This is a genomic window from Sphingomonas sp. R1 (assembly GCF_025960285.1).
Classification (GTDB): Bacteria; Pseudomonadota; Alphaproteobacteria; order Sphingomonadales; family Sphingomonadaceae; genus Sphingomonas.
The window spans coordinates 2,206,131-2,221,510 of the sequence record NZ_CP110111.1; the positions used below are offsets into that span (position 1 = coordinate 2,206,131).

The 15,380-nt window shown below is 66.9% G+C and carries 12 protein-coding genes and 1 tRNA gene; 7 read left to right on the forward strand and 6 right to left on the reverse strand.

All coding sequences use genetic code 11. The features are described 5' to 3' along the window. Nucleotides 1-158 precede the first annotated feature (158 nt). Both clpB and OIM94_RS10700 read left to right on the forward strand, forming a co-directional pair. Complete coding sequence (gene clpB, locus OIM94_RS10695) at nucleotides 159-2,738, forward strand: ATP-dependent chaperone ClpB (protein WP_264606718.1); 2,580 nt, start codon at nucleotides 159-161, stop codon at nucleotides 2,736-2,738. 36 nt (nucleotides 2,739-2,774) lie between these two features. Then, on the forward strand, nucleotides 2,775-4,229 hold the full coding sequence (locus tag OIM94_RS10700) for a tetratricopeptide repeat-containing sulfotransferase family protein (RefSeq protein WP_264606719.1): 1,455 nt from the start codon (nucleotides 2,775-2,777) through the stop codon (nucleotides 4,227-4,229). Between the two features lie 72 nt (nucleotides 4,230-4,301). Here the strand turns inward: OIM94_RS10700 and OIM94_RS10705 are convergent, their stop codons facing one another. The 4 genes from OIM94_RS10705 to xseA all read right to left on the reverse strand — a co-directional run bounded on the left by OIM94_RS10705 (nucleotide 4,302) and on the right by xseA (nucleotide 10,466). Next, a complete protein-coding gene (locus tag OIM94_RS10705) occupies nucleotides 4,302-7,502 on the reverse strand; it encodes a TonB-dependent receptor domain-containing protein (RefSeq protein WP_264606720.1) in 3,201 nt (1,066 codons plus the stop codon). 378 nt (nucleotides 7,503-7,880) lie between these two features. Next, nucleotides 7,881-8,717: a M23 family metallopeptidase gene (locus OIM94_RS10710; protein ID WP_264606721.1), complete on the reverse strand. Its 837-nt coding sequence runs from the start codon at nucleotides 8,715-8,717 to the stop codon at nucleotides 7,881-7,883. Further along, entirely contained in the window at nucleotides 8,714-8,914 is a 201-nt protein-coding gene (locus tag OIM94_RS10715; protein ID WP_264606722.1) for a DUF2093 domain-containing protein, read from the reverse strand. Before OIM94_RS10715 ends, OIM94_RS10710 begins: the two co-directional genes overlap by 4 nt. A 43-nt stretch (nucleotides 8,915-8,957) precedes the next feature. Further along, nucleotides 8,958-10,466, reverse strand: coding sequence for an exodeoxyribonuclease VII large subunit (gene xseA / locus OIM94_RS10720; protein WP_264606723.1), 1,509 nt, complete (start codon nucleotides 10,464-10,466; stop codon nucleotides 8,958-8,960). On the opposite strand from xseA, the gene purD reads away from it, so the two are divergent. Next, a complete protein-coding gene (gene purD, locus OIM94_RS10725; protein ID WP_264606724.1) occupies nucleotides 10,465-11,730 on the forward strand; it encodes a phosphoribosylamine--glycine ligase in 1,266 nt (421 codons plus the stop codon). The two genes, xseA and purD, sit on opposite strands and share 2 nt — an antisense overlap. Nucleotides 11,731-11,746: 16 nt before the next feature. Here the strand turns inward: purD and OIM94_RS10730 are convergent, their stop codons facing one another. Further along, the gene (locus OIM94_RS10730) at nucleotides 11,747-12,541 is read right to left on the reverse strand and encodes an SDR family oxidoreductase (protein ID WP_264606725.1); all 795 of its coding nucleotides are present in this window, start codon (nucleotides 12,539-12,541) and stop codon (nucleotides 11,747-11,749) included. An 83-nt stretch (nucleotides 12,542-12,624) separates the two neighbouring features. Next, nucleotides 12,625-13,329, reverse strand: a complete 705-nt coding sequence (locus OIM94_RS10735) for an NAD-dependent deacylase (protein ID WP_264606726.1) — start codon at nucleotides 13,327-13,329, stop codon at nucleotides 12,625-12,627. Nucleotides 13,330-13,406: 77 nt separating this feature from the next. On the opposite strand from OIM94_RS10735, the gene OIM94_RS10740 reads away from it, so the two are divergent. From OIM94_RS10740 to OIM94_RS10755, 4 genes are all read left to right on the forward strand, one after another. After that, a complete protein-coding gene (locus tag OIM94_RS10740; protein WP_264606727.1) occupies nucleotides 13,407-13,778 on the forward strand; it encodes a hypothetical protein in 372 nt (123 codons plus the stop codon). A 41-nt stretch (nucleotides 13,779-13,819) separates the two neighbouring features. Continuing rightward, nucleotides 13,820-14,548 (forward strand): 4-hydroxy-tetrahydrodipicolinate reductase, encoded by a 729-nt coding sequence (dapB, locus tag OIM94_RS10745; RefSeq protein ID WP_264606728.1) that lies wholly within the window; start codon nucleotides 13,820-13,822, stop codon nucleotides 14,546-14,548. Beyond that, entirely contained in the window at nucleotides 14,545-15,210 is a 666-nt protein-coding gene (gene nth, locus OIM94_RS10750) for an endonuclease III (protein ID WP_264606729.1), read from the forward strand. Before dapB ends, nth begins: the two co-directional genes overlap by 4 nt. Before the next feature lie 69 nt (nucleotides 15,211-15,279). Continuing rightward, nucleotides 15,280-15,356: transfer RNA gene (locus OIM94_RS10755), tRNA-Arg, on the forward strand. Nucleotides 15,357-15,380: the final 24 nt, after the last annotated feature.

Below are 15,380 nucleotides of genomic sequence, written 5' to 3' on the forward strand. Positions count from 1 at the left end.
TTGCACGACATTTTGGTGACGCCGAGGTTAACGCTCGGAAAACTCCGCATTTCCGGTATTCCGTGGGGGGTGCAGGGATGGCGGGGCGCGCAAGAGGCACCTCTTGTGTTGCCCAATTGCAACACTATCTGCTGGTCACATTCGAACAGGGATCAGGCATGAACCTCGAGAAATTCACCGACCGCGCCAAGGGCTTCCTGCAATCGGCGCAGACCGTGGCGATCCGCATGAACCATCAGCGGATCAGCCCGGAACATCTTCTGAAGGCACTGCTCGAGGACGAGCAGGGCATGGCCAGCGGCCTGATCCAGGCGGCCGGAGGCGACGCCAAGCGCGCATTGAGCGAGACCGATCTGGCACTGTCGAAGATCCCGGCCGTCAGCGGCTCGGGCGCGCAGTCGACGCCGGGGCTCGACAATGATCTCGTCCGCGTGCTCGATCAGGCCGAGACAATCGCGCAGAAATCCGGCGACAGCTATGTCACGGTCGAAAGGCTGCTGGTCGCGCTGGCGCTAAGCCTCAACACCGCCGCCGGCAAGGCGCTGCAGGCCGCGAGCGCGAAGCCCGAGGCGCTCAACACCGCGATCAACGCGATGCGCGGCGGCCGTACTGCCGACACGTCCTCCGCCGAGGATCGCTACGACGCGCTCAAGAAGTTCGCCCGCGACCTGACGGAGGCGGCACGCGCCGGCAAGCTCGATCCCGTGATCGGCCGCGACGAGGAGATCCGCCGCACCATCCAGATCCTCGCCCGCCGCACCAAGAACAATCCGGTGCTGATCGGCGAGCCCGGCGTCGGCAAGACCGCGATTGCCGAGGGCCTGGCGCTGCGCATCGCCAATGGCGACGTGCCCGATACGCTGAAGGACCGCACGCTGATGGCGCTCGACATGGGCAGCCTGATCGCGGGTGCCAAATATCGCGGCGAGTTCGAGGAGCGCCTCAAGGGCGTGCTCGACGAGGTGAAGGGCGCCGAGGGCCAGATCGTGCTGTTCATCGACGAGATGCACACGCTGATCGGCGCCGGCAAGGCCGAGGGCGCGATGGACGCCGGCAACCTGCTCAAGCCCGCGCTCGCCCGAGGCGAACTGCACTGCATCGGCGCGACCACGCTCGACGAGTATCAGAAGCATGTCGAAAAGGACCCCGCGCTCCAGCGGCGGTTCCAGCCGGTGTTCGTCGGCGAACCCACGGTCGAGGACACGATCTCGATCCTGCGCGGGCTCAAGGAGAAGTACGAGCTGCACCACGGCGTGCGGATCACCGACGCGGCGATCGTCGCGGCGGCAACGCTTTCCAACCGCTACATCGCCGACCGCTTCCTGCCCGACAAGGCGATCGACCTGATGGACGAGGCCGCCAGCCGCATCCGCATGGAAGTGGAATCGAAGCCCGAGGAGATCGAAACGCTCGACCGGCGGATCATCCAGCTCAAGATCGAGCGCGAGGCGCTGAAGCGCGAGACCGACGCGGCCTCGCGCGACCGGCTCGCCACGCTGGAGGAAGACCTCGCCAATCTCGAGCAGCAATCGGCCGAGCTGACCACTCGCTGGCAGGCGGAGAAGGACAAGATCAACGCCGAGGCGGTGCTCAAGGGCCAGCTCGACCAGGCGCGGCTGGAGCTGGAGCAGGCGCAGCGTGGCGGTGACCTCGCGCGCGCTGGCGAGCTCTCCTACGGCGTGATCCCGCAGCTCACCCGCCAGCTTGACGAGGCGCAGAGCGCGGCCAAGGGCGCGATGCTGCGCGAGGAAGTCACCGCCGACGATATCGCCGGGGTGGTCGCGCGCTGGACCGGCATCCCGATGGAGCGGATGCTGGAGGGCGAGCGCGAGAAGCTGCTGCACATGGAGGAGCAGCTGGGCAAGCGGGTGATCGGCCAGGCCGATGCGGTGAAGGCGGTCTCCACCGCCGTGCGCCGCAGCCGCGCGGGGCTGCAGGATCCGAACCGGCCTTTGGGCTCGTTCCTGTTCCTCGGCCCCACGGGCGTGGGCAAGACCGAGCTGACCAAGGCGCTCGCCGAGTTTCTGTTCGACGATCCCAATGCGATGGTGCGCATCGACATGAGCGAGTTCATGGAGAAGCACGCGGTCGCGCGGCTGATCGGCGCCCCGCCGGGCTATGTGGGGTACGAGGAAGGCGGCGTGCTCACCGAGGCGGTGCGGCGGCGGCCCTATCAGGTGGTGCTGTTCGACGAGGTGGAGAAGGCGCACAACGACGTGTTCAACATCCTCCTCCAGGTGCTCGACGACGGTCGCCTGACCGATGGCCAGGGCCGTACGGTGGATTTCTCGAACACGATCGTGATCCTCACCTCGAACCTGGGCAGCCAGTATCTCACCAACCTGGCCGACGGGCACGGGGTGGAAGAGGTCGAGCCGCAGGTGATGGAGGTGGTGCGGGCGCATTTCCGGCCCGAATTCCTCAACCGGCTGGACGAGATCATCCTGTTCCACCGGCTGGGCGCGGATCACATGGCGCCGATCGTCGACATCCAGGTCGGTCGCGTGGCGAAGCTGCTCAAGGACCGCAAGGTGGGCATCACGCTCACGCCCGCGGCGCGCGAATGGCTGGGCCGGGTCGGCTATGATCCGGTCTACGGTGCGCGGCCGCTCAAGCGCGCGGTCCAGCGCTACCTGCAGGACCCGCTCGCGGACCTGATCCTGCGCGGGGCGGTGAAGGACGGGTCCACCGTGCAGGTCGACGAGGGCGATGGCGCGCTGGCGTTGCGGGTGGAGTGACTATCGCGCCTGCGGCATTGCGCCTAACGTTCGCCGATGAGCACAGGGAAGCCGTACGTACTGCAGGCCATTGATGCGTTGCAGCAGGGAGATCGCGATCGTGCGGTTTTCCTGCTGCAGCAGGATCTGGCGACCGGCCCACCGAACGGCACACGCTGGAAAAGCGTTTCGATGCTCGCGTCCAACATCGGTGCGATCGAGATCGCATTGGAAGCGGCACGTCGCTGCGCACAAACCCCGCCAGCCTCTCTGGAGCATCTCCTCTATTACTGGGGCGAGCTTGCCGCTGCGGGCAGGACTGACATCGCGCACCGTGAGATGGAACGTCTGCCGGAGAGTCAGCGCCTGCACCCCAGCATCCTGCATTTTGCAGGAACCATTGCCGGAGAAGAGGGCGATTTTGTGCGCGCCACGCAGCTCTACCGCCGCGCGCTCGCCACCGCCCCCATGTTGCCGCAGACATGGTTTGCCCTGGCGATGATCAAGCAGTTCACTGCCAACGATCCGGATCTGGCGGAGATGGAGCGCATCCGACCGGCAGTGGCCCGGACCGCACCTGCGGTCCATGCGCGCTTCCTATATGGGCTGGCGAAGGCGTGGCACGACACCGGCGATACCGATCGCGCCTTCCGCTATTACGCCGAGGGCGCCGCACTCCGGCGGCGCGAGGAACGCTACGAACCCGCCCATCTGGAACGCGTCTCCACGGCGCTGATCCGTCAGTTTCATCCGAATGCCATGCGGGAACTGACGCCGTCGGGAGCGCTCGATCGTCGAGTCATTTTCGTGAACGGGCTGCCGCGGTCTGGCACAACGCTGGTCGAACAGATCCTGGCCAGTCACAGCCAGGTTGCGGACGGCGCGGAAATCAACCTGTTCCGATCTGCGCTGCTGCCTACGAAGGACTTCTCCTGGGACGGCGCCATCGCGTACCAGCGAAGATCGCAAAGCGGCGATCCCTGGGGCGATGTTGGGCGCACCTATCTGGGCATGATCGAGGAACGGTTCCGGACGCGATCGCTGGTCGTCGACAAGACGCTCAGCCAGTCCCATTTCATGGGCCTGCTGCTACACACGTTGCCCGAAGCCAAGGTGCTGTGGCTTCGACGCAGGCCGGAAGACGTCGCGCTTTCCTGTTATCGGAATTTTTTCACCAGCCCGATCCCGTGGAGCTGGTCGTTCGAGGACATCGGACATTTCTTCCGCATGGAAGACCGGCTCTTCGATCACTGGACCCAGCTGTTTCCGGACCGGATCCTCGTGGTGCCCTACGAGGATCTGGTACGTGCCCCCTCTTCCTGGATTCCCAGAATCCTCGGCCATGCCGGGTTGGACGATGAACCCGGCGTTCACCGGTTCCACGAAACCAAGCGCAGCGTGCGTACGGCCAGCGTATCGCAGGTGCGCGCACCGATTGCCACCGATCGCATCGGCATCTCCGAGGGCTATGCCCGCCATATGGAGGCGTTCCACGCTGCCTATCGAGGATAGGACCGCGTCCGGGCCGGGCAAAAAAAGAGGCGGGCCGAAACCCGCCTCTCTTCTGGTCGAAACCTGCCGAGATCAGAACGTGATGTCGAACCCGAGCCGGACCGAGCGCGCCGACTGGTACACGGTCGGCTGACCATAGTTCTGGTTCGCCGTGACACCCCGGATTGCGGTGTTTCCGGTGACCGACGTGCGGCTCTGATCGCCAACTTCGTTGCGCTTGATCACGGCCGACGAGTTCAGCAAGTTGAACACGTCCGCACGAAGCGTCACGACACGATCCCCGAAGTGCACGTTGTAGCGCGCCGAGAGATCGATCTGCGAATACCAGTCGCTCTTCTGCGCCGTGCCGCGCGGCGACAGGGCACTGCCGTACAGGTTCTGGAGGACGGCCGTGCTCCCGGAGCCGGAGAGAACGGTGCCAAGCACCTGCCCGTTATTGCAGTAGTGGGATGCCGCGCCATAGCCGTTCGCGAAATCGGTGTACGACAAGGAACTGCCAGCACGCGAACGAGGGCTGTACCCGAAGCAGCTCAGCGGACGCTGCGAATAGACCTGCACGTTGGTACCAAGCGTGAAGTCGTCGTTCAGGGCAACCGCACCATTGAACTTGATCAGGTGACGGCGGTCATTCGGCAGATAGCCATAGGCACCCGTGATGAAGCCAGGCTGGTCGAAGTCCTGCGTGATGCCGGCGTCGCTCTGCCCGAAGTCCGACTGGACGAACCCTTCCGAGTTGCCCTTCGACTTCGACCAGGTATAGGCCAGGTTCAGGCTGTAGCGGCCGTTCCAATCCTTTTTCGCCGTCAGCGTGACCGCATCATAGGTACGCTTCGCCTTCGGGTAGCCCAGCTGGGCCGCCGTGAACTTAACCTGTCGGCCGTCCTGACCGAGCAGATTGACGGTGACGTCGGAGCCTGGGTTGACGATGGTGTACTGGTGGAAGCCGGTCCAGGTCGACGCGCAGCCGGTGAGACCCGCCTGCTGGCAATAGTTGAGGACCGCAGCGTCGATGGCGACGTCCTCCGCGGAGCGATCGAGGTTGCGATGGGTGAAGTTGATCCCGAGCGTCCAGTTTCCGACCCTCTGGTCGTACCCGATGAGGAACTCGGACTCTCGCGTCGCCTTCAGGTTGGCCGCGATGGCAGCGGTCGTGTCCGGCGCCTGGCCGTTACCCGTCACAGCGCAATTCTGGCCCGTCGACAAGGGTGTGAGACGGATCGGGCAGGCCGCAGAATGGCCCACGTCGTTCGTAACGAGCGAGGTGAGGTTCGGGATGCCGGCCGCGTTCACGCCATTGTAGTTGTACCATTCATTGAAGAACAGCTCACCGGAAGCCTGACGGTAGGACGTATTGCTCGCAACCGGGAGATAATACCAACCATAGGAACCGTAGATCCGGCTCTTCTTGTCGCCCCACAGATCATAGGTAAATCCGAGACGCGGCGCGTAGTTCTTGTTCAACTGAACGAGCTTCGAGCCGTCCGGCTTTTTCACGCCGAAGTCGTCGCGGCGAACGCCGAGATTGACCGTCAGCTTATCCGTTAGCTTCCACTCATCCTGGGCATAGTATGCAGCGTTCTTTGCGTCGAAGCTGCCGCCGGCGCTGTAATAGTTCACCTCGACGATGTTGCCGGGCAGCAACGTGTACCCGACGCCGCCATTCCCCTGACCGCCATTGAAGGCCGCCTGCGTGATCAGGTTGTTCGATAGTTCGTACGCGCCACCGGTACGGATCGTGCTGCGATTGAGAACATTGTTCTCCTGGTCGTAGCCGAAGCGAACATGGTGATCACCGAGGAAGTTGAAGAGCAGATCCGCGTCAGCGCGGAAGAACTTGCGCTTCGTATCATACGGGAAGGTGATCGAGGTCGAGGTCTGAGGAGTCAAGCGCGCGCCGTTGGCAACGCCGTTGACGACACCACCGGTGCTGTTCACGACATAGGGAAGCGACGAGCCGCCCGTCGTCAGGAATCGATCGCGCATGATGCCGTAGGCGGCCGAGACGGTGAGCCAATCGGTCATCTGCCCGGTATACTTGCCGACCCAGCTAACCCCACCGCGGGGTTGACCGATGTTTGCGGTCGTCGCGCCGATCAGCCCGCTCTTGTCGTTATAGTCCTGCACCTGCTGCTTGGTGGTGCTGCGCGTGTCGAAGATCGTGAACTCAAGATGCTGCGTGCTGATCGGAAACGCGTCGATCTTGGCGCCCCAATAGGGATCATCGTTCAGATTGGTGGTCGCCTGATTGTTGAGCGGGCTGGTCGTGGTGCTCCGCGTCCGACGGAACTCACCGAGCCCGTAAACAAACAGCTTGTCCCTGATGATCGGACCGCCCGCCTCGAGGATAACCGAATAGCTATCCGCCGTGTCACGCCCGCGGTTGGTAGAATTGACGCAGTTGCGGGTCGCGAGGGTGGTCGGGCCAGCACCGGTGAGCGAACAGGTCTGGAGATTTGGCGCGTGGTCCCGCAGGAAGTCCGGCGACCAGTTCACGTGCATGGCAGCGGTGAACTCGTTGGTGCCGGACTTGCTGACCGCGTTCACGATGCCGCCCGTCGCCCGGCCATATTCTGCCGGAATGCCACCCGTTTTCACTTCCACGCTACGGTAGAACTCGAACGGGACAGGGGCCGAGCCAAGGTAGTTGTCGAAGTTGGTGATGTTGAGGCCGTTTACGTAGTAGGCGTTCTCACCCACCGACGAGCCATTGATCGACGCGAGATTGCCGAACGCGCTGTCGCCGCCGGTGGTGCCCGGCGCGAGCAGGATGACCGAGGTCAGGTCGCGACCGATCGGCCGGGTCTTCACGAATTCGGCGAGATCGACGTTGAGGCCGGTCGTGGTGCCCGCGAAGGCCGGAACCACGGAACTGCCGGTGACGACAATCTCTTCGCCGCCTGCGGAGGAGAGCTGGACGTTGATCTGCGCCGTCTGAGATGCGACGAGACGAACGCCTTCCGCGCGCCACGACGGGTTCTTGGGCGACGTGACCACCACGTCATAGCTGCCGACGGGCAGGCCGTTGATCGTGAAGTTACCCGAGCCCGCCGTGGTGGACGAGCGTACGACACCCCTTTCCGTAGAGGTGACCGTCACCGTCGCACCCGAGACAGGCGCACCGCTCTCATCCGTCACCGTGCCCTGCACGGCACCGGACGTATAGTCCTGCGCATGCGCGGGCGCCGCGGCAGCCAGCATCGTTGCGCTGGCGCCAACGAGCGCGAGCGCGTGCAAGGCGACCCCCGCACGCAACTTCCTCTGCGTCTTGTTCATCGATTTCCCTCGGTTAACCGCGGCTTGGTTGCCCCCGCCGCGGCGTGTCTCCCCGCCCTTGCCCGACATAGCCCCATGCGTGTCGGGTAGAGCTGGGTGAGAAGGGAGCAAAGATCGGTAACATCTGTAAAGTTTCGATCATGTTCGCAGATACGCTTTCTTCAGCGTGTCTCCAAAGCGCAACAGTAGCGACCGATTATGTCTTGGATATCGTATAATTCGTTACGAAATGTTAAGCTGTCGTGCAGCCCTGCCGAAAAATCAGGCAGGCCGCGAAATTTCGCATTAGCGAAGCTGCGCTGCAGCGCAACATTCATGTACGAATCATGAAGATGGCGTTGCTTTGCTGCCCGCGCCCGGCGAGCCGCCGGATGCATCTCAGCTCTTTGGCATGGTTCCGGCGGCCAGCAGCGGATCGAGCCGCGCGCCGCGCCAGGTGAGACCCCAATGGAGATGCGGACCGGTCGCGCGGCCGGTTGCTCCGACAGCACCCACCAGCTGGCCCTGACGCACCGCCGCCCCTTCCGGCACCGCGATCCGGGAAAGGTGCAGGAAGGCGCTCGACAGCCCCGTGCCGTGATCCAGCATCAGCAGATTGCCCTCCAGCGTGAACGGCGCTGGCGCCGCCAGGATCACCACGCCGTCCGCAGGCGCGCGCACGGGCGTGCCGGTCGGCAGCGCGATGTCGATCCCCGAATGATAGGCGCCAGGCTCGCCGGCATAGATGCGCTGCGACCCGAACAGCGTGGAGATGCGCCCCGTCGCCGGCCAGCCAAAGCGCTGGCGCCAGCCCTGCGCGCCGGTGACCTGCGCGCGGGCCGCGGCGATGCGCGCCAGCTCGGCCGGACGGCGCGCCTCGAACTCGGCGCTGGGGAGCGGGATCTTGGGCAGATGGTCCAGTCGCGAGATATTCCAGCGCCGCGGGGCGATCGCCAACGGGTCCTGCACTGTGCGCCCATCGGCCAGCAGCGCCTCCACGAGCGCACTCGGCCCGGCATCCCGATCGAACGCGATCAGGAAGCGGCCATCCGCGGCAACATCGATCGGCTGCCCGTCCAGCCGGAGCGCAGCGGTGCCCGCCGGAGCGATGCCGCGAACAAGCCCGCCCTGTTCGAAACTGCCGACCAGCGTGAAGGGATCGTCCGCGGCACGGGCGGATCGGGCGAGCAGCGGCAGCGCGATCAGGCCAGCGGCGGCCGCCCGCCGGGCGATCATGCCTCCAGCAGGGCCTTGGTCGCCGCCTCGGGGCTGGCATAGGCTTCCTGCCGGGCAACGCTCCAGTAGCGAAGCATGTCGACGGGCACGCGTTCACCGGTGACGGCGCACAGCACATGGTCGCCAGGCGCGAGGACGCGGAAGCCGTTGGCCATATAGTGCAGCTTGGCGACGCGGGCGGTGTTGGACATCAGCATGGGCGGCGCCATTCCTGCAGTTCGATGGTGGGTCGGGTGCGCCCTAGAGCAGCGTCGGCTGCTCGGGCTTGGGTGGAACATAGGCCTTGGCGCCCGCGCGCTCAACCCGGGCATCCACCGATCCATCGGCGAAGTGGAGCGTCACGGCTTGGGCCGCGCGGGCATCCTCGGCCGAGGCGACCACCTTGCCGGTGCCGCGCCCCTCCACCCAGGCATAGCCCTTTTTGAGCGGCAGTTCGGGATCGAGCAGTTCCAGATGCCGGCCGAGCGCCGCGAGCCGCTCGGCGGCCGTGGCGAAGCGGCGCTCGAGGCTGGCGAGCTTCAGCGCCTCGGCCGGACGACTGAAACGCTGGCGGAGGGCGACCAACTCGCGATCGGCGGCGCGGTCGAGCGCGATGGCGCCCAGCCGCTGACGGGCAGTCGCCAGCCGTTGGTCGAGCGTCGCGGGACGGAGGGCCGCTCCGGCCCGATCCAGCTGTCCTCGTGCAACGCCCACGCGACGTTCCAGCCCAAGCCCGAGCCGCGCGCCAGCATCATCGAGCCGCTGGCGTTGCGGGCCGAGCAGCGCGTCGCGGCGCGGCAGCACGCGGACCAGCGCCGCCAGCCGCTCGCCGGCGCGCTCGTGATAGCGGCGCACGCAGCGCTCGGTGCGGTGCGCCAGCGTGGCGATGCCGTGGCGGACATCGGATAGCACCGGCACCGCGATCTCGGCCGCCGCAGTGGGCGTAGGTGCCCGCAGATCGGCGGCGAAGTCGCACAGCGTCGTATCGGTCTCGTGGCCCACGGCGGAGATGACGGGAATCGAGCATTCCGCCACCGCGCGCACCACGGCTTCCTCGTTGAACGACCAGAGATCCTCGATCGAGCCGCCGCCGCGCGCAACGATCAGCAGGTCCGGGCGCGGCACCGAGCCGCCGGGGACAATCGCATCGAACCCGCGCACCGCCCGCGCGACCTCCTGCGCCGATCCGTCGCCCTGCACCTTTACGGGCCAGACCAGGACATGGCTGGGAAAGCGATCCTCCAGGCGGTGGAGAATGTCGCGGATCACCGCGCCCGTGGGCGAGGTCACCACGCCGATCACCTTGGGCATGTAGGGCAGCGGCTTTTTCCGCTGGGCGTCGAACAGCCCCTCGCCGGCCAGCTTCGCCTTGAGCTTCTCCAGCAGCGCCATCAGCGCGCCTTCGCCGGCCAGCTCCATCCGCTCGATGACGATCTGGTACTTCGAGCGCCCAGGATAGATGGTGAGCTTGCCGGTGGCGATCACTTCCAGCCCGTCCTGCGGCTGGAAGGGCAACGCCGACGCAGCGCCGCGCCAGATCACTCCGTCGATCACCGCGTCCATGTCCTTGAGCGCGAGATAGGCATGGCCCGAGGCGGCACGCTTCCAGCCCGAAATCTCGCCGCGCAGGCGGACATGGCCGAATTCGCCCTCCACCATCCGCTTGAGCCGGCCGGAGAGTTCGCTGACGCTCATCGGTGCCGCGTTGTCCCCGGGCACCGCCTCGGCTACGAGCCGCGCCGATGAAGTCTCGAAAAGGGGGTCGGCCATGAACGTCCTGCTACTGGGGTCGGGGGGTCGCGAACATGCGCTCGCCTGGAAGCTCGCGCAATCGCCGCTGCTGACGCAGCTCTTCGCCGCACCGGGCAATCCGGGCATAGCGGCGCATGCCACGCTCGTCGACCTCGCAGCCACCGATCCGGCAGCAGTGCTCGCCTTCGCGCAGGCGCACGACATCGGCCTGGTGGTGGTCGGGCCCGAGGCGCCGCTGGTGGCGGGCGTGGGCGACGTGCTGCGCGAGGCAGGCATTGCCGTGTTCGGACCGAATCGTCTGCCGGCGCAGCTGGAGGGATCGAAGGGCTTTACCAAGGATCTGTGCGCGCGCGCCGGCATCCCCACCGCGGGCTATGTCCGAGTGCACGGGCTGGACGAAGCGCTGGCAGCGCTGGAGCCGTTCGGGCTGCCGGTGGTAGTGAAGGCCGATGGCCTCGCTGCCGGCAAGGGCGTGACCGTGGCGATGACCCGTGATGAGGCGGTTGCCGCGCTCACCGCGATCTTCGCCGATGCGGGCGCGAGCGCCGTGATCGAGGAATTCCTCGACGGCGAGGAAGCCAGCCTGTTCGTCATCACGGACGGCGCGCACGCGGTGCCATTCGGATCGGCGCAGGATCACAAGCGCGTCAGTGAAGGCGATATCGGCCCGAATACCGGCGGCATGGGCGCCTACAGCCCGGCCCCCGTGCTGACCCCGGCGCTGGAACGCGCGGCGATGGACCAGATCGTTGAGCCCACCATCGCCGCACTCGCCGCCGAAGGCATCCCCTATTCCGGCGTGCTCTATGCCGGGCTGATGCTTACCAGAACCGGCCCCAAGCTGATCGAATACAACGCCCGCTTCGGCGATCCCGAATGCCAGGTGCTGATGCTGCGGCTGGAGGAAGATCTGCTCGATCTGCTGCTCGCCACCGCGCGCGGCGAACTCGCCGGCCGGCCGGCGCCGCACTTCCGCCCCGATACCGCGCTCACCGTGGTGATGGCGGCCCGCGGCTATCCCGGCACGCCGGAAACGGGTGGTGCGATCGCCGGCATCGATGCGGCGGAGGCTGGCGGCGTGCGCGTGTTCCATGCCGGCACCAGGCACGATGGCGAGACGCTCGTCGCGAGCGGCGGCCGGGTGCTCAACGTCACCGCGATCGGCCCCGACATCGCGAGCGCGCAAGCAGCCGCCTATCGCGGCGTCGACGCGATCGACTTTCCCAGCGGCTTCTGCCGCCGTGACATCGGCTGGCGCGAACTGGCGCGGACGCAGGGCTGACGCGCGGGGGGCGGCCTCAGCGTCGCCCCAAGCGGCTCCTCTTGCCCTGCGTTCGCAGCGCGCCCGGCATCCAGCGCGCCGCGAACCAGAGCTTCCGCGCCGTCTTGCCGACGCGGGTGTGCAGGTGGTCGCCGTGCACCGCCGCCCATGCCGCCTCGGCGACGTCGCTAACCGGCGAGATCTCCAGTCCCGCACGGCGAACATTCTCGCGGATCAGCTGGTTCGAGCCCCCCGTCGGGTGATCGAGCAGCGGCGTGTCGATAAAGGCCGGCATCAGCGTGCGCACCTTCACGCCGGCGGCGGTCCATTCGCCGTCGAGTCCCTCGGCCAGCCCGCGCACGGCGAACTTGGTCGCAGAATAGATCGCGGCCCCCGCCGTACCGTAGATTCCCGCCGCCGAGCTGGTGATCAGCATCGTCGAACCCGGCGTTGCGGACAGCAGCGGAAAGCCTGCATGCGCGCCGTGTACCACGCCCGTGAAATTGACCGCGATACAGCGCTCCAGCTCGGCAGGCTCGGTGGTGGCGAAGGGGCCGCTGGTGCCGATGCCGGCATTGTTGAACAGCACATCCATCCGCCCACCGCTGGCGGTGGCGAAGTCGGCCAGCGCCGCCACCCACTGGTCGCGATCGCGCACGTCGAGCAGATGCGTCGTCGCGGCACCTTCGGGGAGCAGCGCCCGGGTTTCCTCGAGGCCCGCCGCGTTCACGTCCGCCAGCCCGACGCGCCAGCCCCGCGCCGCGAACAGCTGCGCCACGGCACGCCCGATTCCCGATGCGCCGCCGGTAATGAAAATCGCCTGCTGGGCCATGCCCGCCTCTCCTCCCTGATCGCGGCCCTGGTGCCGGGCCTTGCAGGCATTGTTCCGCACAATCCGCTTGGACGCCAGTCCGATCAGATGCCGGCGAGCAATTCGTCGACCCAGGCAGGCACAAGTACGCCGGCCGGCCCCATGCGGCTTTCCTCGAACCAGTGGCTGCCGCCCGACGGCTCCAGGTTCAACTCGAGCGTCGCCGCGCCATAATGACGCGCGGTCTGGACGAAGCCCGCAGCTGGGTACACCGCGCCCGAGGTGCCGATCGAGACGAACAGGTCGGCATCGGCGAGTGCCGCCTCGATCCGCTCCATCTGATAGGGCATTTCGCCGAAGAAGACGATGTCCGGTCGGAGCGCGAGCATCCCGCAATTGGGGCATTCGCTCTCCGGTGGCAGCGCCTCGCTCCAGCCTTCGCGGATGCCGCATGCCGCGCACAGCGCCGCGCGCAGCTCGCCATGCATGTGGAGCAGGCGGGTGGCGCCCGCGCGCTCGTGCAGGTCGTCGACATTCTGCGTCACGAGCAGCAGCTCGCCCGGCCATGCCGCATCCAGCCGCGCCAGCGCGTCGTGCGCGGCATTGGGCATCACTGTCTCCAGGGCGGCGCGGCGCAGATCGTAGAAGCGGTGGACCAGCGCCGGATCGCGCGCCAGTGCCTCGGGGGTGCAGACATCCTCCACCCGGTGCCCCTCCCACAGCCCGCCGGGCCCGCGAAAGGTGGCGATGCCGCTTTCCGCCGAGATGCCGGCGCCGGTGAGAATCACGATGTTTCGCATGCTGGCCATGGCGCGACCCTAGGCCCGCCACGCCACCGCCGCAAAGTGCGCTTCTCGTGTCGGCCTCAAGGATCGGAGACAAGACCATGGCCCCGCTCGCCTTTGCCCTCGTCGCGGTCCTGCTGCTGCCCCAGACGCGCGGCCCCGCTGCCGACGAGGACGGCAAGGGAATCGCCGCCCGTTCGCTCACCCAGCAGCGCTGCCCCACGCCCAAGACCGCCGACGAGATCGTCGTGTGCAAGCGCGACGCGCCCGATCGCTACCGCATTGGCCCCACCCTGCCGCCGCCGGCGCGGGCCCGCGCGGTGGATCCGGCCTTCCGCCTGCCCAGGGGCGGCGAAGTGCGTGCGGAAGCGCAGCAGCACAGCGCCGGCATTGCCTCCGTGCCGGCCGCCATGGTGACGCTGCGCATTCCGCTCGGCGGCAGAAAGAAAAAGGCGGACCCGGCGCAAAAATAGCCTCTGTCGTTCGGGTGCCGGATCGTGCAACAGCGCGGCCCATGACGAGCATCGGCATCTACGGCAGCATGGGGCGGATGGGTCAGGCGATCGCCGCCGCCCTTCCCGAATTCGGCGCCCGCCTGGCAGGCCGCACGGACGTCGGCGGCGATCCCGCGGAGCTTGCCCGCAAGGCCGATGTCATCGTCGATTTCTCGGCCCCGGCGGCACTGGAGGCAAACCTCGCCGCTGCCCGCGCCGCACGCACCGCGATCGTGATCGGCACGACGGGACTTGCCGAGCGCCACCACCGGATGATCGATGCCGCCGCGCAGGACATTGCGGTGCTCCAGACCGGCAACACCTCGCTCGGCATCGGCCTGCTCTCCCGGCTGGTGCGCGAGGCCGCCGCGCGGCTCGGCCAGGACTGGGACATCGAGATCGTCGAGATGCACCACCGCAACAAGGCCGATGCGCCGTCGGGCACGGGGCTCATGCTGGGCAATGCCGCCGCCGAGGCGATGGGCACGACGCTCGCCGAAGCGGGGGTGAGCGATCGCGCCGGCCTCACGGGCCCACGCGCGGCGGGCACAATCGGCATGGCAAGCCTGCGCGGCGGATCGGTGATCGGCGACCACACCGTGGTCTTCGCCAGCGACGGCGAGCGGATCGAGCTGACCCACCGCGCCGATGATCGCGCGATCTTCGCCAAGGGGGCGATCCGCGCCGCGCTGTGGCTCGCCGGTCGCGAACCCGGACGCTACGCGATGGACCAGGTCCTCGGCGTGTGAAGAAGGCGGCGGTCGTCGAGTTCTTCGCGCGGCTGGCGGCGGACAATCCGCACCCCGAAACCGAGCTCGAATCGGTCAATACCTATACACTCCTTGTCGCGGTGGTGCTCTCCGCGCAGGCGACCGATGCCGGGGTCAACAAGGCAACGCGGGCGTTGTTCGCGCAGGTCGATACGCCAGAAAAGATGGTGGCGCTCGGCGAAGACGGGCTGAAGGAGCACATCAAGACGATCGGCCTGTTCAACACCAAGGCAAAGAACGTCATTGCGCTCTCCGAGGCGCTGATCCGCGCTCACGGCGGTGCGGTTCCGGCGAATCGCGACGCGTTGGAACAGCTTCCCGGCGTCGGCCGCAAGACCGCCAACGTGGTGATGAACGTTGCCTTCGGGCACGAGACCTTTGCGGTGGACACCCACCTGTTCCGCGTCTGCAACCGCACGGGGCTTGCGCCGGGCAAGACGCCGCTGGCGGTGGAACTGAGACTGGAAAAGGTGGTGCCCCAGCCTTTCCGCCTGCACGCGCATCACTGGCTGATCCTGCACGGCCGCTATGTTTGCAAGGCGCGTACACCCGAATGCTGGCGCTGCCCGGTCGCCGAGTGCTGCGCGTTCAAGCCGAAGACCCCGGCCCCCAAGCCGAAAAGGGCAGCCGAGCCAGCCTGAGCTTTTGGCGCCGCAACGCCGAAACGGGCTGGCGTTCGCGCGATTGCTTTGCTAGGCGACCCTTTCCAGGCACCCGTAGCTCAGCTGGATAGAGCGCTGCCCTCCGAAGGCAGAGGCCACAGGTTCGAATCCTGTCGGGTGCGCCATTTGCCCGTTTCATCGTTTTCGGC

What these genes read in the sequence shown, in the direction of transcription:
- dapB (WP_264606728.1), top strand. Translation starts at nt 13,820, where the DNA reads ATGACGAGCATCGGCATCTACGGCAGCATGGGGCGGATGGGTCAGGCG.
- OIM94_RS10705 (WP_264606720.1), bottom strand. Translation starts at nt 7,502, where the DNA reads ATGAACAAGACGCAGAGGAAGTTGCGTGCGGGGGTCGCCTTGCACGCG.
- OIM94_RS10700 (WP_264606719.1), top strand. Translation starts at nt 2,775, where the DNA reads ATGAGCACAGGGAAGCCGTACGTACTGCAGGCCATTGATGCGTTGCAG.
- purD (WP_264606724.1), top strand. Translation starts at nt 10,465, where the DNA reads ATGAACGTCCTGCTACTGGGGTCGGGGGGTCGCGAACATGCGCTCGCC.
- xseA (WP_264606723.1), bottom strand. Translation starts at nt 10,466, where the DNA reads ATGGCCGACCCCCTTTTCGAGACTTCATCGGCGCGGCTCGTAGCCGAG.
- OIM94_RS10730 (WP_264606725.1), bottom strand. Translation starts at nt 12,541, where the DNA reads ATGGCCCAGCAGGCGATTTTCATTACCGGCGGCGCATCGGGAATCGGG.
- OIM94_RS10740 (WP_264606727.1), top strand. Translation starts at nt 13,407, where the DNA reads ATGGCCCCGCTCGCCTTTGCCCTCGTCGCGGTCCTGCTGCTGCCCCAG.
- clpB (WP_264606718.1), top strand. Translation starts at nt 159, where the DNA reads ATGAACCTCGAGAAATTCACCGACCGCGCCAAGGGCTTCCTGCAATCG.
- OIM94_RS10710 (WP_264606721.1), bottom strand. Translation starts at nt 8,717, where the DNA reads ATGATCGCCCGGCGGGCGGCCGCCGCTGGCCTGATCGCGCTGCCGCTG.
- OIM94_RS10735 (WP_264606726.1), bottom strand. Translation starts at nt 13,329, where the DNA reads ATGGCCAGCATGCGAAACATCGTGATTCTCACCGGCGCCGGCATCTCG.
- OIM94_RS10715 (WP_264606722.1), bottom strand. Translation starts at nt 8,914, where the DNA reads ATGCTGATGTCCAACACCGCCCGCGTCGCCAAGCTGCACTATATGGCC.